Annotated in this window: 18 protein-coding genes and 1 pseudogene (1 of these 19 cut by a window edge); 17 read left to right on the top strand and 2 right to left on the bottom strand. The window is 65.6% G+C overall.

What is annotated here, in order from left to right; translation table 11 throughout:
• The first annotated feature begins 7 nt into the window (after window positions 1-7).
• The 14 genes from H3005_RS19880 to H3005_RS19815 all read left to right on the top strand — a co-directional run bounded on the left by H3005_RS19880 (window position 8) and on the right by H3005_RS19815 (window position 17615).
• On the top strand, window positions 8-211 hold the full coding sequence (locus tag H3005_RS19880; protein WP_049438775.1) for a hypothetical protein: 204 nt from the start codon (window positions 8-10) through the stop codon (window positions 209-211).
• Window positions 212-215: 4 nt separating this feature from the next.
• The gene (locus H3005_RS19875; RefSeq protein ID WP_191078860.1) at window positions 216-479 is read left to right on the top strand and encodes a hypothetical protein; all 264 of its coding nucleotides are present in this window, start codon (window positions 216-218) and stop codon (window positions 477-479) included.
• A 5-nt stretch (window positions 480-484) separates the two neighbouring features.
• Window positions 485-2191 (top strand): portal protein, encoded by a 1707-nt coding sequence (locus tag H3005_RS19870; protein ID WP_223880359.1) that lies wholly within the window; start codon window positions 485-487, stop codon window positions 2189-2191.
• A complete protein-coding gene (locus H3005_RS19865; protein WP_191078858.1) occupies window positions 2188-2547 on the top strand; it encodes a hypothetical protein in 360 nt (119 codons plus the stop codon). The genes H3005_RS19870 and H3005_RS19865 overlap by 4 nt, the downstream gene beginning before the upstream one ends.
• Complete coding sequence (locus H3005_RS19860; RefSeq protein ID WP_191078857.1) at window positions 2537-3250, top strand: hypothetical protein; 714 nt, start codon at window positions 2537-2539, stop codon at window positions 3248-3250. Before H3005_RS19865 ends, H3005_RS19860 begins: the two co-directional genes overlap by 11 nt.
• Before the next feature lie 65 nt (window positions 3251-3315).
• Entirely contained in the window at window positions 3316-4308 is a 993-nt protein-coding gene (locus H3005_RS19855) for a major capsid protein (protein ID WP_164079731.1), read from the top strand.
• 59 nt (window positions 4309-4367) lie between these two features.
• Window positions 4368-4835, top strand: a complete 468-nt coding sequence (locus H3005_RS19850; protein WP_191078856.1) for a Bbp16 family capsid cement protein — start codon at window positions 4368-4370, stop codon at window positions 4833-4835.
• 58 nt (window positions 4836-4893) lie between these two features.
• On the top strand, window positions 4894-5535 hold the full coding sequence (locus tag H3005_RS19845) for a hypothetical protein (protein ID WP_191078855.1): 642 nt from the start codon (window positions 4894-4896) through the stop codon (window positions 5533-5535).
• A gap of 2 nt (window positions 5536-5537) precedes the next feature.
• A complete protein-coding gene (locus H3005_RS19840) occupies window positions 5538-6710 on the top strand; it encodes a hypothetical protein (protein ID WP_191078854.1) in 1173 nt (390 codons plus the stop codon).
• Window positions 6710-8356, top strand: a complete 1647-nt coding sequence (locus tag H3005_RS19835; protein ID WP_191078853.1) for a hypothetical protein — start codon at window positions 6710-6712, stop codon at window positions 8354-8356. Before H3005_RS19840 ends, H3005_RS19835 begins: the two co-directional genes overlap by 1 nt.
• Window positions 8353-8826 carry a hypothetical protein gene (locus H3005_RS19830; RefSeq protein ID WP_191078852.1) on the top strand — a complete coding sequence of 158 codons (474 nt, stop codon included), beginning with the start codon at window positions 8353-8355 and terminating at the stop codon, window positions 8824-8826. Before H3005_RS19835 ends, H3005_RS19830 begins: the two co-directional genes overlap by 4 nt.
• 1 nt (window position 8827) lies before the next feature.
• The gene (locus tag H3005_RS19825) at window positions 8828-9385 is read left to right on the top strand and encodes a hypothetical protein (RefSeq protein WP_191078851.1); all 558 of its coding nucleotides are present in this window, start codon (window positions 8828-8830) and stop codon (window positions 9383-9385) included.
• The gene (locus H3005_RS19820; protein ID WP_191078850.1) at window positions 9385-11625 is read left to right on the top strand and encodes a transglycosylase SLT domain-containing protein; all 2241 of its coding nucleotides are present in this window, start codon (window positions 9385-9387) and stop codon (window positions 11623-11625) included. Before H3005_RS19825 ends, H3005_RS19820 begins: the two co-directional genes overlap by 1 nt.
• On the top strand, window positions 11622-17615 hold the full coding sequence (locus H3005_RS19815) for a hypothetical protein (protein WP_191078849.1): 5994 nt from the start codon (window positions 11622-11624) through the stop codon (window positions 17613-17615). The genes H3005_RS19820 and H3005_RS19815 overlap by 4 nt, the downstream gene beginning before the upstream one ends.
• 5 nt (window positions 17616-17620) lie before the next feature.
• Here H3005_RS19815 and H3005_RS19810 read toward each other — a convergent pair whose 3' ends face one another.
• Window positions 17621-17863 (bottom strand): hypothetical protein, encoded by a 243-nt coding sequence (locus H3005_RS19810; protein ID WP_191078848.1) that lies wholly within the window; start codon window positions 17861-17863, stop codon window positions 17621-17623.
• A 92-nt stretch (window positions 17864-17955) separates the two neighbouring features.
• On the opposite strand from H3005_RS19810, the gene H3005_RS19805 reads away from it, so the two are divergent.
• From H3005_RS19805 to H3005_RS19795, 3 genes are all read left to right on the top strand, one after another.
• Window positions 17956-19485 (top strand): hypothetical protein, encoded by a 1530-nt coding sequence (locus tag H3005_RS19805; RefSeq protein ID WP_191078847.1) that lies wholly within the window; start codon window positions 17956-17958, stop codon window positions 19483-19485.
• Window positions 19485-22256, top strand: coding sequence for a hypothetical protein (locus H3005_RS19800; protein ID WP_191078846.1), 2772 nt, complete (start codon window positions 19485-19487; stop codon window positions 22254-22256). Before H3005_RS19805 ends, H3005_RS19800 begins: the two co-directional genes overlap by 1 nt.
• 75 nt (window positions 22257-22331) lie before the next feature.
• Complete coding sequence (locus tag H3005_RS19795; protein ID WP_191078845.1) at window positions 22332-23384, top strand: acyltransferase; 1053 nt, start codon at window positions 22332-22334, stop codon at window positions 23382-23384.
• A gap of 9 nt (window positions 23385-23393) precedes the next feature.
• Here H3005_RS19795 and H3005_RS19790 read toward each other — a convergent pair.
• Window positions 23394-23541: pseudogene (locus tag H3005_RS19790) on the bottom strand (SOS response-associated peptidase) (its annotated part continues 341 nt past the right edge of the window); the annotation flags it as partial.

Genomic DNA, 23541 nt, shown 5'->3' with positions numbered 1-23541 from the left:
AATCCCCATGTGCAACTCCGCCCCCAAGGTGAAGCCGGTGGCCGCAGCGCCCGAAGTGGCGCCCGAGTCGATCGACGATGCCGCCGTGAATGAGCGTGACCGCGAACGCCAGCGGCAGCGCCTGCGCTTCGGCGCCAGGTCGACGATCCTGGCCGGTGACACCAGCTCGGCGATGCCGACTGCGTCGGTCAAGACGGCACTGGGTGCCTGACGTCATGTGCACCTCGCGCCAGATCATCGATCCAGGTGGCCTGCTGTTCGGCGACAAGACCGGCAAGTACGCCGACCCGCTCGGCGTCACCAAGACCGCCGTGGGTGATCCCACTGGCCGCGTGCGCCGCGCTCGCAAGGAAGCCGAGGACGAGCGCCGCACCTACGCCAGCAGCGGCGCGTCCTCTGTGGCCTATCGATCGCTGGCACCGACCACAACCGCGCTGGGTGGAACAGCTCCGCGCAATACCGTGCTGGGGGGAGGCTGATGGACATGATGGAGCTGCGCGCGCACTGCCGGCGCCGCAAGAAGGCCATGAAGGACAACCAGACGGACTGGAACACCGACTGGCGCCAGGTGTCGGAGTACGTGGACCCGACCCGCGGCCGTTTCTATGGCGAGACCGACACGAAGCCCAGGAAGCGCAACCGGGCCAAGGTGATCAACAGCACCGCCACCGAGGTCCTGCGCACGATGTCGGCCGGCATGATGTCCCACATGACGCCGAAGGCTCAGCCATGGTTCCTGGTCAAGACGCCGGACCCGTCGCTGTCTGAGCAGTTTGGCGTTCGGGTATGGCTGGACGACGTAGCGCAGCGCATCCGCGACGCCTTGGCCAGCAGCAACTTCTACAAGGCCATGCCGGTCGTCTACACGGAGGACGGGCTGTTCGGCACTGCGCCAATGCTGATCCTCGAAGATCCGCGCGAGGTGGTTCGGTTCTACTCGCTGACCGCAGGAACCTATGCGGTGGGGCTGGACGACCAGCAGCGTGTCGACTCGCTGTGGCGCCGGTACACCAAGACCGCCCGGCAGCTGGAGCAGCGCTACGGTGCAGACCGGCTGCCGAGAACCGTTCGGGACTGCCTGGCCAACAATGGCGATCGCGAGTTCATCGTGGAGTCGCTGATCGAGCCGAATCCCAACGAGCGCCCCGGTATCGGGCCACTGGGGCTGCAGGCGCCGCAGTTCCGACCCTACCGCGAGGTAGTCTGGATCGATGGTGTGGGCGCCGCCGATCACGGGATTCTGGACATCGGCGGGCACTACGAAGCGCCTTTCGTGGTGGCTCGCTGGAACCCTGTGGCGGAGGACGTCTACTCCACCAGCCCTGCGGTCGACTGCTTGGGTGACATCAAGCAGCTGCAGTATCTGGAAGGCGAAAAGCTGCGTCTGATGGAGCAACTCTCCGATCCCACGCTCGGGGGGCCGGAATCGCTGAAGCGGTCTGGAGGCGCGCGCCTGCGAAAGGGCGGCATGGTTTACCTGCCACAGGACTCGGTCAACGCCACCGTTGCGCCGGTCTACACACCCGACGCCAGGGCGTTGCAGCAGATCCGAGAAGAGATCGCCACCATCGAGGCGCGCATCGAGCGGGCCTTCTTCTATCAGCTCTTCCTGATGCTGGAAGCGCTGGGCGACAAGACTGACCGCACGGCCACCGAGATCGCCACCCGCAAGGAAGAGAAGGCTGCCGTGCTGGCGCCCACGCTGGAGTCGATCACGGACGAAGTTCTCGACCCGGTGATCGTCCGCGTGTTCCGCCTTCTGGAACGCGCCGGCCGCATCCCGGACCCACCGCAGGTGCTGGCGGACCTGCCTCTGAAGATCGAGTACACCAGCATCCTGGCGCAGGCGGCCAAGGCCGCAGCAGTCGGCTCTATCGAGCGCACGGTGCAGTTCGTTGCCGGCGTCGCCCAGGCAACCGGCGATCCCTCGGTGATGGATAAGCTGGACGCGGACCAGGTAGTCGACGAATACACCACTGCGGTCGGTGGTCCGGCTTCGATAATCCGCAGCGACGACGCGGTGGCCAGTATTCGTGCCGATCGCGCCCAGCAGCAGCGTCAGCAGCAGCTCGCGGCGGCCGCGCAGCCGCTGAAGGATGCAACTCAAGCACTGAAGACAGCCAGCGCTACGGTGCCCGAGGAAGGCTCGGCGGCCCAAGCGCTGATTGACGCCATGCAGGGTGCCGCATGAGCAGGCCGGGGCGTAGCCAGGAGGACATCGACCAAGAACGGCGCGAGCACCAGCTGGCCGCGCTGGAGCTTCGCCAGCTGCGTGAGGACATCCGCAGCGTACTGGCGGAGCCCGTCGGCCGCCGCGTGGTCTGGGTGTTCCTGCAGGCAATGGGCGTGGACGCCAGCGCCTTCAACACCAATGCGATGGCCCAGTCCCGCGCCATCGGCCGGCAGGAGGCCGCCCTGTGGTGGCTGCTGGCAATCCGTGACAACTGCCCGGAGCGCGAAGCTCAAATGCGCGCCGAGGCCAACAGTGCACTGAAGCGGCTGCAGTCGCAGCTGCAGAAACCCGAGGAAAGTGAACATGTCGACTGAAAGCGCCACCGAGACCAGCACCCAAAATTCTGGCGAAGGCGAAGGCAAGACCACCACCAGCACCACGGAACAGCAGGGCACCGGCGGCAGTGGCCAGCCGGCAACCGAGGGTACGGGGAACGGAGGTGATGCGAAGGGCACCACCAGCACGGACACCAAGGACGAAGGCGGCGAGGCCGACAAGTCCAAGGGCGACACCAGCGATGGCGCACCGGAGCAATACGAGGCGTTCAAGGTGCCGGAGGGATTCACCCTCGAAGGCGACCGCCTCGGGCAGGCCACCGAGTTCTTCAAGGCCAGGGGTTGGACGCAGGAACAGGCCCAGGAGGCCGTCGACCTGTATACCCAGATGGCCGGGCAGGACGCGGCGGCACTGCAGCAAGCCGTGGAAGCTCAGCGCTTGCAGCAGCTGGAACAGTGGGGCGCGGATGCAAAGCAGCAGTTGGGAGCCAAGTACGACAACACCGTCGGCCTGGCCACCACTGCGGTGAAGGCGATCAACGACCCCGAGCTGACCAAGGCGTTCAACGAACTGGGCTGGGGCAACCATCCGACCATGATCAAGGCGTTCGCCTTCTTCGGCGAGTTCCTTCGCGACAGCAAGGTGGACGGTCTGGGCGGTACCACCACCAGTGGTTCGCAAAGCACCGGTGACCGCATGTACCAGTACGCCGACCGCCCGGCCGCACGCCAGCGCGACTGAGCCACCACAACAACCCATCCCACGGCCGCCGATTGGCGGCTTTTTCGTATCCAGAGGACTGAACAATGGCAACTCTGACCCGTGATGTTCCGAACATCACCGACATCTCCACCCGCTACACCCAGGACGGCAAGCCGCTGCCGATCGCGGAGATCCTGACCAAGCGCAAGCCGGTCTTCCAGGACATCCCGTGGGTTGAAGCCAATACCACGAACGGTCACCGCATCGGCGTGGAAACGCAGCTGCCCGAGGCCGTTCTGCGCAAGCTCAACGCTGGTGTGAAGCCGTCGACCGGTAAGGCCGCCGACATCACCGAAGCCACTGCCGAGTTCGCGTCGCTGGGCCAGGTCGACAAGGTGCTGGCTGAGCTGTCGACCAACGTCTCCGACTTCCGCGTGAAGAAGAACGGCCGCCACATCGAGGCGATCGGCCAGAGCTTCGAGTCGCAGTTCTTCAACGGCTCCAAGATCCAGTCGGCCGGATTCGTGGGCCTGAAGGAGCGCTACGCCGACGCCACCGGCGACCTGTCGCGCCAGATCATCAAGCTGTCGGGCACTGGCAGCAATCTGACATCGATCTGGGTCGTTGGCTGGGGCGATGACTCGGTGTATGGCATCTACGCCAAGGGCACCAAGGCCGGCATCCAGCACACCGACTACGGCGACGAACTGGTCGACGATGGCAACGGCGGCAAGTACCCGGCCTACCGCGACTGGTTTGCGCTGCAGGCTGGCCTGGCGGTTGAGGACCCGCGTTGCATCGCCCGCGTGGCGAACATCAAGGTCAGCAATCTGAAGGTCGATCCCGAGCCGAACACCGAGCTGGTGCTGATCAACGAGCTGATCAAGGCAACGCACCGCATCGAGCGCCTGGAGAGCTTGAACACGGTGATCTACGTCAACCGCGACATTTACGAGTGGCTGGACATCCAGGCCAACAACCGCCGCATCCTGGCCCTGAAGCAGACCGAACTGAACGGCCAGCCGGTCAACACCTTCCGTGGTATCCCGATCCGCGTCAGCGACGCGCTCGCCTGGGACGAAGGCGCCGTCGCCTAACTGGCCGAACCCGCTTCGGCGGGTGCTGAAAGAAAACCCACACAACTGGAGCAAGATCCATGTCCCACATTGACGCACGCGCCGAGTTCTCCTCGGCGCAGGCGGTCACTGCGACCGCCATCTCGACCAACGTGATGAACCTGAAGGGCACCGGCCTTGCGCCGAATGCCACCGAGAATCTGGGCGCTCCGGCGATTGCCTATCTGGTGATCGTCGCCACCCAGGCTGCTGCAGCGGCAGGCGCTGCCACCGTCGTCGCGTCCCTGGAGTCGGCCGACAACGCCGCTCTGTCCACCAACCCGAAGGTGCACTACGCCACCGGCGCCCTAGCACTGGCCGACATGACCGCCGGTGCGGTTCTGGCGGTCGTGCCGCTGCCGGCGGGCGACTACAAGCAGTATCTGGGCGTCCGCTACACGGTGGCGACCGGACCGCTGACGGCTGGTGCCTTCAACGCGTTCCTGACGCTCGACCCGAGCATCTGGCGCGCGTACGCGGACGGCAAGCCGGCCACCCCGGCGTCCTGATCGCACCACTGGCAACACAAGGCCGCCTTCGGGCGGCCTTCTTCTTTCTGGGTGAGCCATGACCTCCCAAGTTGAAATCTGCAACCTGGCCTTGGGCAAGCTGGCCCAGGACATCACGATCACCTCGCTGACCGAGCGCTCCAAAGAGGCGCGGGTGTTCTCGCGCCTGTGGGATCCCATGCGCGACTTGGTGCTGGCCGACCGGCTGTGGCCATGGGCCATGAAGGCGCAGCGGCTGGCAGTCTCTGCAGAGGCACCGATGCCGGGTTGGGAGATCCGCTACGCCCGCCCGGCGGATTGCATCACCGTGTTGGCCATCACCGACGATCAGGGCATGCGCGCTGGACGGCGCCTGTCGCGCTGGTGTGAGCAGCAGTTCCGCCAGTGCCACGGCATCCAGTTCGAGCAGGCGATGGGCACGGATGGCACGTCGCTGCTGTGCGATCAGGCTGAGGCCCATCTGATCTACGTCGCACGCGTGGAAGACCCGGAACGCTACCCGGCGCACTTCGTCGATGCGCTGGCCTGCAAGCTGGCCGAGGAAGGCGCGCCGACGATCATCGGTGCCAATGGGTTCTCCAACAAATCCGGCCTGAAGCAGCTGTACCAGCTCGCGCTCAGCCAGGCTGCGGCGCACGACTTCAACGAGGCCGACGAGGACGAGCGCCAGCCGTCCATGGCCCAGATGGCGAGGGCCTGACCATGGCACGTCTGCTGCAACCGAGCATGTCCGGCGGCGAGCTGTCGCCCGGGCTCCAGGGGCGCGTCGACATGGTGCGGTACGCCATCAGCCTCAAGAAGTGCCTGAACGTCATCACCAAGCCCACGGGCGGCGGCGAGAAGCGGCCGGGCTACCTGTTCCGCGGCGGCGCCAAGCACAACGAACGTGCAACCCGCTTCATACCCTTCATCTACTCGACCACCGTCAAGTACGCGATCGAGATGGGCGACGGCTACATGCGGTTCTGGGTCGGCGGCGCGCTGCTGCGCAATGGGGCAGGGGACATCGTCGAGGTGGCCACGCCGTACACCGGGGAGGACATCTACAAGGTTCGCCACACGCAGTCGGCCGACGTGCTGTTCTTGGTGCACCCGTGGATCCCGCAGAAGGAGCTGCGCCGTCTGGCCGTCGATCAGTTCGAGCTGCGCGATTTCGAATACCGGCGTGGCCCGTTCCGCCCGTTCAACAACGACGAGGCCGCGCTGCTGGCTGTGTCCGGTACCCAGGGTGTGGTGACGGTGACGACCAACGTTCCGACCTTCACCGCGGAGATGGTCGGCTCGCTGCTGTATGCCGAAGAGAAGGAACTGCGCTCGGTGAAGCCGTGGGTGGCGGCGGAGAAGAAGGTGCCGCTGGGCGCACTACGCCGGAGCGACCAGAAGGTCTACCGCTGCGTGAGCATCCCCGTGGTGACCGGCCTGGCCGGGACGCCGTACTACGTTTGCGGCAGCGTGCGCCCGGTGCACGATAGCGGCCGCGCGTTCGACGGACCGCAGGACGTGAAGTTCGACAACGTCAACGACTACGCCGTCGGCGTTGAATGGGAGTACGTGCACGGTGGGTTCGGGATCATGAAGATCACCGGGTTCACCAGCCCATTCGAAGTCACCGCCACGGTGATCGAGCGCATCCCGGACAGCATCGTGGGCAACGTGCCGCCGCCTGTGGCCGGTCCGTGGACATTCAACGGCGACGGCACCACGAAACAGTTCTCCATCCCTGGTGCGACCAGCAGCAGCTATCTGGACTACCAGGTAAAGATCGACGGCGTGCCAGTGCAGTCGAATCCGTACTACCCCGGTGGTAGCGGCACCGGCGGCACCAGTGGTGGCGGGATTGGCCGCGGCGGCAATGTCGTGCAGGAGGTGATGTGATGGCACAGGGCTGGACGATCGATCCCGGCGCGGACCTGATCAACTTCTACGAGGCACCGCCGACCGGCACCAGCAACATCGTGGTGACCCAGTACGCGGCCGGCGCCGTCGGTGGCACCGATGTCTGGGCTGTCGGTGCCTGGTCCTATCGCTATGGCTACCCCGGTGAGGTCGAGTTCTTCGGCGATCGCCTGTGGTTCGCCGGCAGCCCTGGCGATCCGCAGACCGTGTGGGCATCGAACATTGGCGACTATCCCAACTTCGGGCGCAGCTCGCCGATCGTCGACAGCGACGCGGTGTCGTTCACGATCAATGCGCGCCAGGTGAACGCGATCCGCGATCTGGTGCCGCTGGATAGCCTGCTGGTGCTGACCACCGGCGGCGAATGGAAGGTCACCGGTGGCCAGGACGCGGTGGTGACGCCCAGCACCATCGGGATCAAGCCGCAGTCTGCCTATGGCACCGGCAACCTTCAGGCCCGCGTGCTGGGCGAGTCGGCGGTGTTCCTGCAGGCGCAGGGCCAGCGCGTGCGCGATCTGGCCTATCAGTTCGAGAAGGACGGCTTCCGCGGCAACGAGATCAGCATCTGGGCCGACCACCTGGTGCAGGGCTATACGTTCCGCGGCATCGAATACAGCACGGCGCCCTGGCCGATCCTGTGGATGCCCCGCACGGATGGCGTGCTGATCGGCTGCACGTACATGCCCGAGCAGGAGGTAACCGGCTGGCATCCGCATGAGACCGATGGCGAGGTGCTGGACGTTTGCTGTCTGCCCGGGGAGATCGAGACCGAGGTCTACCTGCTGGTGCGCCGCTTCATCAACGGCGAATGGGTCCAGTACGTGGAGCAGATGGCCCCGACCCGGTACGACGATCCGCTCGACTGGAAGTACGCCGACAGCCTGCTGACCTACGACGGCCGGCGGCCGAACGGCTCGCCCATGACGCTGACCAGCACCGATGGGTGGAACGAGGGCGCGGTGATCACCGCCACCACCGGCGTCGCGATCTTCAGCGGGGCAGGCGACGTGGGAAACATCCTGCGATTGGCGATTGGCGACGAGCACGTGCGCGTGCGGGTCATGGCCTTTGTGTCGCCCACGGTAGCGACGGTGGAATCGATCGGCTCGGTTCCGTTGGCGTTGCGTGGCGTGGCCGTGCAGGACTGGACCTATCAGCGCTCGACCATCGCCGGCATGGGCCACCTGGAGAGCAAGACTGTGGTGGCCTTGGTGGACGGGAACGTGCAGAAGGATCTTCAGGTGGTCGACGGCAAGGTGCAGCTGCAGCGCCCGGGTGGCGTTGTGCACATTGGCCTGCCGTACACCGCCCACATTGAGACGCTGGAGGTCAATGCCAATGGTGGCGACCCGCTGCGCCCCATGAAGAAGCTCGCCTTCGAGGTCGCGCTGCTGGTGCGCAACACCCGCGGCGTCTACGTCGGCACCACGCTGGACACGCTCGATCCCATTGCGCAGCGCGATTTCGAGAACTACGACGAGCCTACTGCCCCGTATACCGGGGTTTTGCGCAAGAACATGTCCTGCCGGTGGGGCGTGGACAGCGGTCATTTCCACATCGTGAGCGACGACCCGCTGCCGATGGAGATCCTGTCCCTGATGCCCCAGGTGGTGGCGTCCGAATGAAGATCACCGCAGAGCTGGTACCGGCCGAGGCTGGTCACATCGAGGCGATTGCATCTGCGGCGCGGCCTGCGGATGTGGTCGAGCTGTGGGCATGCGCCCGGACAACGCCCGCCGAAGCCCTGCGGCGCGGCCTGGCCGGGAGCGCCGAGGCATGGACGGCAATGGTGCGCGGCGTGCCTGTGTGCATGTTCGGAGCCACCCCTTACTCGATCCTCGGCGGCATAGGCACGCCATGGATGGTCGGCTCGACCGGGCTTAACCCGCTGTCGGTCCAGAAGGAACTGCTGCGCCTGTCCCGCCCAGCCCTGGCCCGCATGCAGCAGGCGTTCCCCTCGATGCTGTTCAACGTCGTCGACCAACGCAACGAGGCCGCGCAGCGCTGGCTGCATTGGCTGGGCTTCCACTTCCTCGCGCCGGTGCCGATCGGACCGGACAGCGCCCCTTTCCTTCCGTTCTACTGGAGCGCATAACGTGTGCAATCCCGCAATCGCCCTTCTGGCGGCCACCGTTGTAACCGGTGCATACCAGGCTGATCAGCAGCAGAAGCAGGGCAAGGCTAACGCGCAGATCGCCGAGAACAACGCGATGCTGGCGCAGCAGGACGCCGATGCCAGCAACGCTCTGGCCACCCGTGAGATGGAGCAGCAATCGTGGCGCACGCGCATTGCGCTGGGCCAGCAGCGCGCCGCGATCGCTGCCAACAACATCGACCCCACGCTCGGAACGCCGGCGGAGATCCTGGGAGAAACCGCGATGTTCGGCGAGGTCGACCAGCAAACCATCCGCATGAACGCAGCCCGGCAGGCCTGGGGCTTCAACGCGCAGGCCCAGAACCAGCGGACTCAGGCGGACCTGTCGCGCTGGAACGGCAAGTCGCAGGCAGCCGGCACCATTCTGGGCTCGCTGGCCAGTGCGGCCAGCATGGGCATGAGTGGGATGGGGGGCATGCGCGGCGCCGGCAGGTCGGCTGTCGGTTCGCGGACAACCGGCACCATCAACAGCGGTGGCTGGACGGGAGGGTACGCCTGATGGCTACCTTGATTCCGCGCACCAGCGGCCCGCAGGTACAGGCGCAGCTGGGTCCGCAGGTCCGCAACACCGCGCAGGTCGATCTGTCGCCGTCGATCCGCGCGGCAGGGCAGGTGGGGCAGGCTGCGGCCGGCCTGTTCCAGCAGCAGAAGAACCGCGCGGATCTCACTGCGGTGATGGAAGCGCGCCGTGAGCTGTCGGACTGGGAAGGCACGACTTTCAACCCAGCCAATGCGGACGGCATCGCCAAGTACCAGGGCAAGAACGCCCTGCAGGCGCACGATGCGCTGCTGGGTGATCTCGATCAGCGTGTGTCGGCCATCCGGGGGCGGCTGTCGCCTGAGCAGCAGCAGCGGTTCGATCAGGTGTCGTTCTCCTTCCGAGACTCTGTGCAGGGTCGGCTGAACAACTATGCCGACCGCGAGTACAGCGCCTACGAGGCGACCGAGCGCAAGGCGACGATCGACAACATCGGCCAGGATGCCGTCAGCGCCGGCATGTCGGGCGACTTCGGATTGGCCGACGTGCGCCTGCAGGAGGCCGTCGGCATCGCCAGCGCCGCCTACCAGACGCAGGGCATGGGGGCCGAAGCAATCAAGGCGAGCGAGCGCGGCATCGTGTCCTCGGTCCGCAAGCAGACTGCCGCGGCCATGGCCACACGCGACCCGTTCGCGGCGGAGGACTACTACCACCGCTACGCGGACCAGATGACGCCGGAGGACCGCGCGCAGGTCGAGCGCACGCTGTACCCGGTGGTGAAGGACCGCGCAGCGTATGAGCTGGCCAACTCGCTGGCCGACGGCCGTGGTGCCATCGAGCCGCTGCCGGCGCCCACTGCGCGTGGCAAGCCGTCCCCGGCCATAACCAAGGCGATCGATGACGCAGCTAAGGCCGAGGGCCTGGACGCAGCAGGCCGCGCCGATCTCTATGCGCTGGCAGAGCAAGAATCAGGATTCAACCCTGGCGCGGTGAATCCCGAGGTTCTGGATGACGGCGACCAAGCCACCGGCCTGTTCCAGTACCGCGCGACCAGCGCCGGCGGCATCGATCGGAAGGACGCAGCTGCATCGGCACGCCGTGCTGCGCGTGAGTACAAGGAACGGCTGGCCAAGGGCGGGCGCCAGTTCGCTATAGCTGCCCACTTCGCGGGCGAGGGTGGCGCCGACGCCGTGGTGAACCGAGGCCGCTCCGCCCAGAACCCGAAGACCGCGCTGTATGTGCGGCAGGTGCTCGGCCGTTCCTCCCGCTGGGCATCGGAGGGAGGGCAGGGGGCTGCCGCAGCTGCACCGGCTGCTGCTGGCGCGCCAGCAGTGCCGGCCACGCTCGCTGATGCAGTTGCGGCCATTCCTCGCACCATGGCGCCGGACCAGCGCGCTGCCACCGAGGGCTACCTGCGCGACATCTTCGCCCAGCGTAAGGACCGCATCGAGCAGGCCAAGAAGCAGGCCGCTATGTCGATCTACGACAAGGTGACCGCCGCCGGTGCGAGTGCCCCGCTGTCTTCGGTGCTGGCGCCGGCAGAGCTGGCTCTGGTTGGCCAAGATTCCAGCCTGAGCGAATCCATCAACCGCTACCGGAAGCTGATCGCCGAGGGCGGCGTGATCCAGGATGACCCGGCCACGCTGGACAGTCTGCAGCGAATGCAGGCCCTGAGCCCGGCGCAGTTCGCCAAGGTTCCGCTGGGCCACTACGCCGACAAGCTCAGCGGCAAGACGCTGAAGTCGCTCGCCGAAGACCAGACCAAGGCAAACGACCCCGCCAAGCGCGCGGACTGGATGACCGACAACGAGCGGCTGGAGCGCGGGTTTCAGATGCTCGGGTTCGGCAAAGACACAGACATCACGGGCAGCGGGTCACAGGCCAAGAACGCGCCGCGCGACAGCCTGCGCGGCGAGTTCCGCATCGCTTACCAGAACGCGCAGACCGCGTTCGTGCAGTCCACCGGCAAGAAGCCGACCCCGGAACAGGCCGACGTGCTGCTGTCGGCCACAGCCAAGCAGTTTGCCCAGAACCTGCAGGCCGGACGCCTTGGCGCGATGCAGGAGGAGGGCGGCAAGTTCAAGAACAACCCGAAGGTGAAGACCGGCCTCTACAGCAGCGCTGCGCAGTTCGATCTGCAGGTGAGCCAGGCCGATCGTGACGCCATCCGGGGCGCGTACGCCGACAAGTATGGCCGGCCGCCTACCGATGCCTGGGTTACGCAGTACCTCGCCCGAAAGAGCCAAGGAGCCAGGAAGTGATCGACAACGTGCTGGAAGGCTTCGACGAGCTGTCGGACGAGATCGAGACCACCCGTCAGGTCACGCTGCGCAGCGCTTACACCGGTACCAGCCAGAAACCGGAGGAAGCCGCGCGCGCCAATCAGCTGTCGGACCAGCTTGGCCAACCCTTCGGTGTGGTGGCTGCGAACCTGGGCGACTACGAGCAGGACGCCCGCCGCCTAGACATCGACGAAGCGGGCCGGCAGTCCCCGCACGTTGGCGACTTCCTTGCCGACCCGCGGCGCATGGCCTTGGCCAGTGATGAGGCGCCGAAGCTGGCCACCTATGCCAACTCGCTGGTGACCGGTGATGCGCGCGCCACTGCCGAGCCGAACATCCTGGAGCAGGTGATCGGCGGCGTGGTCAGTGGCTGGCAACGCGGCAAGGCGAACGCACTGTCTCTGCTGCCCGATGGCCCGGCGGTGATGGATCCAGCCACGGGCCGGCTGACCACTGATCGCTCGGCCGAGGAAGCTGCATTGCGCGCTGATCAGGAGCGCAAGGCCCAGGCTGCAGACGTGACCAGCGCCAGCACCGATCGCGGGTTCCAGGCCTTCGACCGCGCGAACAAGGCCGGCAGCTTCGGCGGCGCGGTGCGGGAGCTGGCTGGCGGTGGACGCGACACGCTCGGCGCGATCGCAGTCACCTTGGGCCAGTCGATCGGCATGGGCGCCCCCAGCCTGGCGCTGACCGCATCCACCGGCGGCGGCAGCCGCGTCGTCACCGCAGCCTCGGCTGGTACCGGCTCGGGCCTGACTGAGTTCGGCGCCAGCATCGCCGACGCCATGCAGGACGCAAAGGTCGACCCCGCCGATGCCTATGCGGTGGGCCAGTTCCTGCGCGATCCGCAGAAGATGGCAGCGGCACGCGAGAAAGCAGCGAAGCGCGGCGTGGCCATCGGCGTGTTCGATGCCCTGACGGCCGGCGTGGCCGGTCACTTCATCAACAACGCCCGGCGCAGCGCATCCTCGGCCGTGCTGCGGACCGGTGCCGAGGCAGGCGTGCAGCTGGCGGGCGGCGCTGCCGGTGAGGCAACGGCGCAGCTGCTGACCGAGGAACGCCTGAAGTGGGGCGACATCATCATGGAAGGCCTGGCCGAGGTGCCGACCGGTGCCGCCGAGGTCCACGCCAACTATCGCGCCGCGAAAGCATCCGGCCAGGTGCGCTGGATCAACGAGCGCCTGGGCCAGGTGATGGACTCCGGTGACGCGAACGAGCGTCTGCGCGCCGCTACCGAGCTGGCCGCCGACCTCAAGCTCGGCGAGCGATCGCCGGAGGACATGAAGGCGCTGACCGCGCAGGTGGCCGGCGAGGACGCGCGGGTGTACCTCGACGCGGAGCAGGCGCAGACGCTGTTCCAGTCCGCGCCGCAGGTGCTGCAGGACATGGTGGGCGGCGAGTCGGCGCTGGCCGAGCAACTGGCCACCGGCCAGGTCGTGATCCCGATGGCCGAGTGGATGGCTGCCGTGCCGCGCTTGCCGAACCGTGACGAGATCCTGCGCAACGCCCGCACCACCGCAGAGGGATTGTCGCCGGCAGAACTGGAGACGCTGGACATCGATGCCATGGCGCGCGAGCTGGGTGTGCCGCTCGATGCGCCCGCGCCGGACGCCACTGCAGCCAACGCCCGCGCGCAGGTGCAGCAGTCGGTCATGGCCCAGCTGGTCGGTACCGATCGCTATACGGCCGCGCAGGCGGAGAGCCAAGCGCAGCTGTGGGGCGCGATGTTCGGCCGGCTGGGCGAGGTCACCGGACAGGATCCAGTGGCGCTGTACGAACGCTACGCCGCAGGCATCGATGCCGCCGAGGCGCCGGCGGAGGGCGGTGAGGCACAGGCACGCACGCTGATGCAGCGAGGCATGGACACACTGCGCAGCCTGTTCGGCCGGCCGCAGGTAGCTACCGACGGCCGCGGCCAGCAGACCATCGAACGCGAGGGCAACGCCTACGTGCAGCGGGCCGGTCAGTGGCTGCTGGCGGACGATCAGGGTCAGGCCCGTGACTTCCTGACGCTGGATCAGGCCCGCACCGAGGCCGAACGCACCGGCGGCGAGATCGTGCAGGACGACCCGATCGAAGGTCAGCGGCAGACCTGGAGCGTGGCACTGCCGGATACGGCCGCGCGCGAGGTGCTGGCCGGCGACATCCTGTTCCAGGGCGGCGCAGCTCCGCGCGGTCAGATCCAGATTGGCCCCGACCGGGCCATGCAGATCAGTCTGTTCAAGCGCGCGGACTTGTCGACGTTCCTGCACGAATCCGGGCACTTCTTCCTGGAGGTATACCGGGACCTGGCCACGGCCGCAGATGCCGCGCCGCAGTTGCGGTCCGACCTCGATGCGCTGTTGAAGTGGTTCGGCGTGGAATCAGCGGACCAGATCGGCGTCGACCAGCACGAACAGTTCGCCCGCGGCTTCGAGGCCTATCTGGGCGAGGGCAAGGCGCCAACCCCTGAGCTGCAGTCGGTGTTCAGCCAGTTCAAGCAGTGGATTCTCGGGATCTACCGCAGCCTGCAGAACCTGGACGTAGAGCTGACCGACGACGTGCGCGGTGTGTTCGACCGCATGCTGGCCAGCCAGGAGGAGATCGAGGCGGCGCAGGCCCGTGTCGGGTTTGAGCCGATCGCGCGCGACTTGGCCGAAGCGCAGGCGCTGGGCATGACCGAGCGCCAGTTCGCCGACTACCAGGCGCAGATCGCTGCTGCGCGGGAGCAGGCCGAGGCTGACCTGATGGCACAGCTGCAGGAGGCCGATGCGCGCGCCCGGGAACGCTGGTGGAAGGACGAGCTGGCAACCATCCGCAGCGAGGTCGAGGTCGAAGTCGAGGCCACGCCGATCGTGCGCGCCTACCGTGTGCTGACCGGCCGGAAGGAAGCCGGCGGCGAGCCGGTGCCGGAGCAGCTGCAGGGCATGAAGCTGGACCGTGCCGTGCTGGCAGCGACCTATGGCGATGGACTGCTGGACAAGATGGGTCGCGTCTATGCCCGGAAGGGTGGCACGCATCCGGACGAGGCGGCGGCGCTGCTGGGCTTCAGCTCCGGCGACGAGCTGGTGCAGGGCCTGTGGACTGTGCGGCAGACGCTGGCAGGCGTTGGCGCCGAGGCTGATGCGCGCATGCAGGCCCGGCATGGTGAGCCGATGACCGACGGCACGTTGCCGCAGCGGGCGCTGGACGCGGTGCACGGCAGCCGCAAGATCCAGCTGCTGGAGCGGGAGCTCGGTGTGCTGGCGGACCTCGCACGTGAGCCGCGGCCGAACCGGCGCGAGCTGAAGGCCGTGGCCGAGGCTGTTCTGTCCACGAAGACGGCACGCCAGATCCGCCCGAACGAGTACCTGGTCGCCGAGCGCAAGGCTGCCCGCGCGGCGGCGCAAGCGGCGGCAAAGGGGAAGTTTGCCGATGCACTGCAGGCGAAGCGGCAGCAGGCCCTGAATGCTGTGCTGTTCGCCGAGGCGCGCGCGGTGCAGCAGGAGGTCGAGTCGAAGGTCGGCTACATCCGGCGGCAGATGACCCCGAAGGCGCGCGAGCGGCTTGGCAAGGCCGGCGCCGATTACTTGGAGGCCATGGACACCATCGCCGATACCTACGAGTTCCGTGACGTGTCCGGCCGCACGGTGGCCCGCCGGCAGAGCCTGCGGCAGTGGGTGGAAGCACGGCAGGCCGAAGACGACCTGACCGCGATCAGCGACGCGCTGCTGGCCAGGGTCGAAGCGGAAAGCGTCACCAACTACGCGGACCTGCCTATCGCCGAGTTCCGCGAGCTGCACGATGGCGTGACCAACATCGCGCGTCTGGCCCGGCTGAAGAACCAGCTTCTGGGCAACAAGGACCAGCGGGATTGGGAAAGCGCGCAGGCTGAGCTTGCCGGCGCTATTCGGGGCGCGATCGCCGAGGGCAAGCCGCTGCCGTTCTCCGATGCAGACATGACCGCGATGCAGAAGGTGGGCACCACCTATACCGGCCTGATGGATTGGGTGTTGCGTCCCGAAACGGTTGTCGAGTGGTTGGATGGCGGCGAGACGGGCCCGTGGCACGACTTCCTCTGGAACCAGGCAGAGGCCGCCCAGCAGCAGCGTATCGAGCTGCGCAACCGCGTCGGCGGAATGCTGGAGCAGACCATGAAGGCGCTGACGCCGGCGCAGCGGGCGGATCTGAATCGCCTGGTGTACGTGCCCAGCCTCGGCCGGTCGCTGTCAAAGAACACGATCGTGGCGGTGGCATTGAACATGGGCAACGCCGGCAACCGCGACAAACTGATGCGCGGAGGGTTCATCGGCAAGAACAGCGAACGGGTGCAGTTCACGCCGCAGAACATCGCGGAGATGTTGGGCCACCTCACGCCGGCCGACGCGCAAATGGTGCAGGGCATCTGGGATGCGGTGAACAGTCTGTGGCCGGACATCGTGGAGCAGCAGCGCCGGCTGTCCGGTGTCGCACCGGAGCAGATCGAGCCGACGCCGCTGATCTTCACCGCGGCCGATGGCTCGATGGTCAGCCTACGCGGCGGCTACTACCCTGCGGTGTACGACCCCCGGGCCGGTGCCGGCGGTGTCAGCCAGGCGCGTGCGGCGGAGGAACAGATCATGGGCGGCACCTTCAGCCGGGCCATGACCAGCAAGGGGCACACCAAGGAACGCACCGAGTACGCGGCGCCGATGCTGCTGGACTACCACCGCGTGCTATCGCGCCACCTCAATGACGTGATCACCGACGTCTCGCACCGCGGCTACGTGAAGCAGGCGCTGCGGGTGCTGGAAGACCAAGAGCTGAAGAACCTGATCCAGCAGCGCCTGTCGGAGGGGGCGTATCACGCCCTGCACGGGAGCGTGAAGAACGCTGTGCGCGGTGCATCGGTGTCCGAGCCGGGCTCCAGCATGGCCGAGAAGATCGGCGATGCCGTGTTGACCAATACGGCCGTGGCCGCTCTGGGCTTCCGGCTGCCGTTGGTGTTCGCCAACACCGTGGTGGCGCCGATCCAGGCGGCGGCCCGCGTCGATCCGAAGTACCTGGCCACCGGCTATGCGGCGTACTACCGCAACCCGGGCAAGATGACCGAGATGATCCACTCGCTGTCGCCCTTCATGGAGGAACGCGCCAATTCGCTGGATTCGTCCTATCAGGTAGTGCTGGGCAAACTGTCGGGGAAGCGCGGCATCCGCGCGGCGGCGATGAAGACGGCCATGGAGGTGCACCGCTGGACGGTGCCGCTCGCAGAACGCGCAATCTGGCTGGGGCGGTACCAGCAGGCCCAAGCCCAGGGTGTTGGCGTCGACGAGGCAGTGCGCCTGGCCGACAAATCGATCCGCACCACTCAGCAAGCGGGCGCGCCCAAGGATCTCAGCGCCGCAGAACGAGACCCCCGTTACAAGTGGGTCCGCATGTTCATCGGCCCGATGATCATCATGAACAACCGCCTGCAGGAGTCGGGACTTCGTGGCCTGTATCTCGGTCGGGTCCAGTCTCCTGCGCGCGCGCTCGGCACCTGGCTGTCGGCCGGTGTCTTGTCCAACGCCGTGTTCGAACTGCTGATGATGCGCGGACCAGACGGTGGCGACGACGACGAGAAGGGCTGGGACGACTGGGGCGCCTGGCTCGCGCGAAAGACTCTGCTATTCCCGTTCCAGACCATCCCGCTGCTGCGCGACGTCGCCGGCGGCATCGACGCCGCGATCGAGGGGAAGCCCAGCATGGGGCGGCCCAACCCGATCGTTGATGCCGGCGTGGCGCTGGCCAAGTTCGGCCAGGCTGCGTGGAAGGAGGGCCGGGACTGGGTCGCCGACGATGACGAGCCCGACGCAGAGAAGCTGATCAAGACTGGCGTGCGTGCGGCCGGCCCACTGACTGGCATCCCCAGCAACCAGATGTTGACCACCGGTGAATACCTGTACGACGTGGGAACCGGCCAGTACACCCCCGACAACCCAGCGGAGGCGGCGGCGTACCTGATGTACCGCCGACCCAAGGATGAGCAGTGAATTCTCTACTTCTTGAGCATCGAGACAAACCAAGCGACTACGGCAGCGGCGACAGCGGGCGGAATGACGCTGGTCGGAAAATCTGACCAATCGAGCGCGGAGTACACGCCAAACGTACCTTCCTGCAGAAAAGCGAAGAGCCCGGCTGTTGCTGCGGCCCCCGCAGCCATCAAGGTTGCCCGAAACGGGGTGGGTGCAATTGCAGCTGCGGCAAAGGCTATGGCAATCGCGACGGCGACCATGAGCATGGAATACCCCAATCCCTGAATTCACTTGGATCGTACAAATCAGCCCGAGCCCCGTCCAGTGCGGGGCTTTTCACTTTGGAGCCAAATCACCCATGACCATTTCCGCCAATGACCGCCGCAAGACCTACGTGGGGAACGGCGTTGCCACCGCGTTCAACGGGCCGAGGGCGTTCCTGTCCAGCCACATCCAGGTGTTTACCGGCACGCACCCGGTCTACAGCCTGGTGCCGCCCTCGCAATACACCGTGACTGGGCTGCGGGCGAACATCAGCACGATCACCTTCAACAGCGCCCCTGCAGCGAACCTCGACATCCTGATCCTGCGCACCGTGCCGCTTGACCAACCGGCCGACATCACCAACCAGGGCGCTTTCCTGCCGGAGATCCATGAAGACGCGTTCGACTACCGGGTGATGCAGATCCAGCAGCTGATGGATAGCAGCATGCAGCTGGTGCAGGACCCCGACACCGGTGAGTTCGTGTGGGACGCTAAGGGCAGCCGCATCATCAACGTGGGTGATGCAAAGCTGGATGGGGACGCAGTCAACCTACGCACGCTGCTGGCGCTGATTGAGGACATCCAGAGCGGCGGCGGCTCGGTGGGCGTCACGCCGAAGCTGTGGACCTTCATTGGCGACGGCGAGGTGACCGACTTCCCGCTGGCGGGTGCAGACGTGTTGGATCCGCTGTTCTACGACACGGCGGTCGAAGCCACGGTAGACGCCGCTGATTACCTGGTGGCCAAGCCCGGCGACTACCAGATACTGCCCGGGGTCGATGGTTCTGCACCGGCCATTCGATTCGCCACGCCGCTGGGCGATGGAATCAACGGCTTCACCGTCCTGCGTGGCTACGCCAGGCCCTGGATTGGCCAGCCGCCGATCTACACGGTTGCGCCTCGAATCGTCAGCGTTACGGGGAACACGACGCTGGCCGGGGACATGCACAACACCCTGATCCTGGCCAATTCGGCTGCACCGATTACGATCACGATCCGCGCAAACACCGGCAGTACCGCGGACTGGAAGGGGGGGGAGTTCTTCTCGGTTATGCAGGTCGGTGCCGGCCAGATCACGTTGCTGATTGAGGGCGGGACGGGGCAGCTCAACGTGCCGGCCAGCTTCCAAGCCAAGAGCCGTAGCCAGCGCAGCATCATCAGTGCCACGAACATCGCTCCCGACGCCGATGCCTGGGTGGCTGCAGGCGATCTGCTGCGGGTGGCGTCGACGCCAGATCTGCAGTGCTTCGGGCTGATCGACAGGGCAATTCTGCTGAGCACGGACATCGCGGTCGGGACAAGCCGCGACAGCATTGTTTTGCCCTATGGCCTGCTGTTGGAGTCGGTGGTCAGCGGCGGCGTCTACGCCACGCTGACCACGGCGCAAGCATCCGGGACGCAGCTGACGGTGGACATCAATCGAAACGGCACCAGCATCCTCTCCACAAAGCTGACCTTCGACAACAGCGAGCGCAGCACCACCACTGCGGCAGCACCAGCGGTTCTGGTTGCAGGCGGCGAACTGCTTGCCAAAGGGGACGAGATCACCATCGACGTTGACCAGGTGGGCACCGCGGGCGCCAGGGGCCTGCGCGTGTACCTGGTCGGCCAGAGGGCGGGCTGATGAACGCACGGATCTATGACCGCCCCGACCTCGACCAATGGCAGGCCCGTCTGGCTTTGTACGTTGTGGGAACGCTGCCGAACGCCGCACCATCCCAGGCTTACGAGGGCCGGCTACAGATTTTCAACGGGGTGGGTGACTGCTTTGTCAGGCAGATCGACGGCGCCACGCTTCCCGAAGGCCATCGGCTGTATGTCGACCAGGTCGCGAAGCAGGTCGTTCTGGCTTGGCCTGCGTACCAGGCCGGCGCAGCGCCGATCGAGAACCCGGGGTTCGAGTCTGGGCCGGTAGGCTGGGACCGTGGCATGGGATGGGTCATCGCTACGGAGAACCCACCTGTTGGATCGTGGGCGGCCGGTTACAACAACCAGCAGGGCGAATCGATTATCTCGAACCAAGCCAGGTACACCGTGCACGATGGCCAGGTCACCCGGGCGAAATGCAAGGTCCGCCAGGGGGCATCATCTGAAGGCAACGCCGGAGCATCGGTTCTGCTCGAGTACCGCGACGCTGCTGGCAACGTCGTGCGCTCGGTAGAGGGCAATCGGGTCATGTCCGCCAGCAAGAACCGGGTCTATGACTCGGAGGTAGTTGGTGTGGCACAGGCCGGCGAGGCCACGGTGAACATCGCTGGCAATGGCATCCGCCACCGGGAAAACAAGATCCTCTTTGTTGATGCTTTCGAGTGGGATCACACGGTCGCTGCGGCCGGCATCGACCATGAAGCCACCTTGTGCATCACGTTGCTGGTGAGCGATTCCGCCGGCAGGTCCACCCTATGGGCAGGGTGCATCGAGGTACGGGAAGGCGTTCTGCCGCCTCAGCTTACGGACTGGCGCCATCTCCTCACCACGCTCAGCGACGATTCGACGGCATACGCGGCCTCCGACTACAACGACAGCGCTTGGCCTGTTGGCGACTCGCCGTTCGGCAACCTTACGAAAAACCCGAACGTGGGCCTGAACGCGGCAGAGTTCTACCCCGGCTTCTCGCCTGTCATCAAAACGCAGATTCCTCTCAACCAGCGGCTGTGGATTCGGCGAACGCTTACCTTGCCATCTGTGAGCGACAAGGGCTATCAGCTGATTGGCTACTTTGACAATGGCTACACGCTATACGTAAACGGGGTTCAACAGTCGCAGAGTTCCACGGGCACGAACGCTGGCGTCCGGCAGTACATCCACCCAGATAGCTTCGTTGCCGGGCCCAACGTGATCGCTGTCCGCTGCGACGACGACGCAGAAGAAACTTCAGACGATGCGGCGTATTTCGATTTCACTTTGGAAATGAGTCTCACAGGGCCTGGCATGCAGGATCTCACCTTTACCGAGGTTGCGACCGTCGAACACGTGCAGTTGGCGCCAGCAGCGCTTACGCAGTTCTCCGACGATTTCGCCACACAGCTCTTCGTCGCGAGCTCCACCAGCGTCCCGATGGCATTTAGCATTGCCAGCGGGGCTTTGGCCGTGTCTTCTTCGTCGGCTGGTGACAAGAACCTTTTCATCCGTGAGGGTGCAGGGATTGGAATCCCGCAGCAGTTTGTGTCCATTGACGTGGACGCCTACAGCCCACCTGCCAGCGGCTACGCAGTGGTGTCGGCAGGCATCTACAAGGATGCGAATAACTGGGTCTACTTCGAATACGACGCCTTCAATTCCCAGTTGCGGATCGAGCGCTGCATTGGTGGAGCAGCTGCGTTCGTTGACACCCGCACACTTTCGGCAACCGCACCCTATCGGCTTGGTTTCTCGCTGGTGGGGAACACCGCGTGTGGTTGGATTGATACTGGCTCTGGTTGGAAGGCGTCCAGTTTCGCAAACATGGCCGGCTACAAAGACTTTAAGGCAGCCACGGATCTCGACAACTGGGTGCCGTCGATCTTGGTGGCGGCGGGTAACACCTGCTCCTTCACCATTGGCAACTTCTACGCCGGTCGCTTCGGCGGAGTTGGTATCCGGGATATCACCACCGTGACCAATGAGGCAGGCGACCCGTACATTGTCGACGGCAAGGCCTACGTCACAGCGACCACCGCCGACCATCAGGGCACAGCCTATCAAGCAGTATTTCGCATCGATTTGGCGGCCTATACACTGGAGCAGACGGCAGCGATCATGGTGTCACGCGACGGGACGGTGCAGAACGATCTGTCCGGCCACATCATTCGATACAGCGACACGCAGCAGAGGCTTACCACTGCGACGTGGGGAAATGGTTTTGGCCAGAAGATCCGGATCCTCACGAAAGAGGTGGCCACCGACCTGTTGCACGGAACGCACGTCATCTCGGCAATGGATGAGCCGGTCCTGCCATACACGGACGATGCAGACGACGGGACATACGATCCATTCCTGGTGAAGGATGGGGAGGTTTGGAGGCTGGCCTACAGCTTCACCGAGAACACCAATTTCGTCGGCGACCCGTTCTACGCGGCGCTGGCGGGGTCGTCGGATCTGGTTACCTGGGAACCGATGGGCATCGACACCGTCAACCGTTTCGAGGGAACCAAACAGGTCAAGGTTGGCGACAGCTACCAGGTGCTGGCAGGGGGCCGGACGTCCTATCGGGTGTTCGACACTGGCATGAACTTCCTGGGGACGATGAATGCGCCAATCGATGGAGGGTCGAACACCCAGCCCCATCCGATGGTCCTTCCTTACCTCGACAAGTGGGTGATGCTGACGTTCGACGGCCAGATTCCGTCGTCCGCTGGGGTATCCGCCGGCTTCACCTGGGGGCGGATGAGGGTGAATACCGCTCCGCGGATGTAGTAGCAAGCGGGGCGGCCTAAGGCATCGGCCTGGGCCGCCTTGCTACCATGGGCCCGAACGCCAGGGGAGGGCGATATGGACAAGCTGGTCAGCATTCAGTGGCTGCGGGGGCTGGCAGCCATCGCTGTGGTGTGGTTCCACGCGATGTTCCTGATATCGAACAACAGCCTGCAGGCGTACCAGACGCAGTACGGGGACATACGGCAGATTGGCGCCATCGGTGTTGACGTCTTCTTTGTCATCAGCGGTTTCATCGTATCCATCTCGGCGACCAAGGCCCGATCAGTGGGGGCCTTCATCGCCAACAGGTTCTGGCGGATATGGCCGATGTACGCGGTGGCTACACTGCTGTATCTGGTCGTCCGGCCCGATCGCATAGATCTGGGCGCGCTGGCAATGTCTCTGGTGTTCCTGCAGCCGCTCGGTCCCCCGACCGTATCGCCGACCCTCCCGCCAGGCTGGACCCTGCTTTTCGAAGCGGCGTTCTATGCCGTGATCGCCGCGGCGCTGCTGTGGCGGTCGCAACGCTCTTTGCAGGAGCGGATCGCCATCCTCGTCGTTCTCCTGGTGCTGATCGGTTCGGCGTTCGGGTTCGCGCGGCCGTTGAACATCCTGGGCAACCCCATCACGCTGGAGTTCCTGATGGGCGTGTTGATCGGCAGAGTTTGGGCCAGCGGTTATCGGCTCCCTGCGTGGGTCGCCACCAGCATGTTCGCAGCGGGCGCTTTCTTCATCATCCGCGATGCGATGCACGGGATGTACTGGGAGTGGGGCGCGGACAGCACCTTGGATGCGAGCATGAGCTGGCAACGATTCCGAACCTGGGGGATCTACTCGGCCCTGATCGTGGCCTCGGCCGCTCTGCGCTCGCCGGTACCGCAGGATAGTGGCCGGGTTCTTACCTTCCTGGGTGACGCCTCCTACTCGATATACCTGTTCCACATGCACGTGCTGGATTGGCTTATGCACCGGCTTGACCTGTTCAACGGCCTGAGCCCCGACGCCATAATCCTCGCCGGCACCGCTGCCGCGACATTCGTGGGCGTGCTGGCTCACATTGCGCTGGAGCGGCCGTTGACGCGAATGGCCAAGGTGTGGCGCGCGCGGGCTACCGCCGTGCCGTCTTAGGGCGACCTTTCACGCCACCTGCTGCAGCAGATCCTCGCGGTTGTTCCGCGGCGTGTTCACCGCGCGGCTGACGCGGTAGGCCTCCATGCCCGGCGTCTCGCTGGCCAGCAGCATGGCCATGGCATCGTCCGGGCTGGCGGCCATCCACTCATCGATC

The organism is Stenotrophomonas sp. Br8 (genome assembly GCF_014763005.1).
Taxonomy (GTDB): Bacteria; Pseudomonadota; Gammaproteobacteria; order Xanthomonadales; family Xanthomonadaceae; genus Stenotrophomonas; species Stenotrophomonas lactitubi.
Note: the sequence above shows the minus strand (reverse complement) of the source record. Positions and strands in the feature narration are given on the sequence as shown.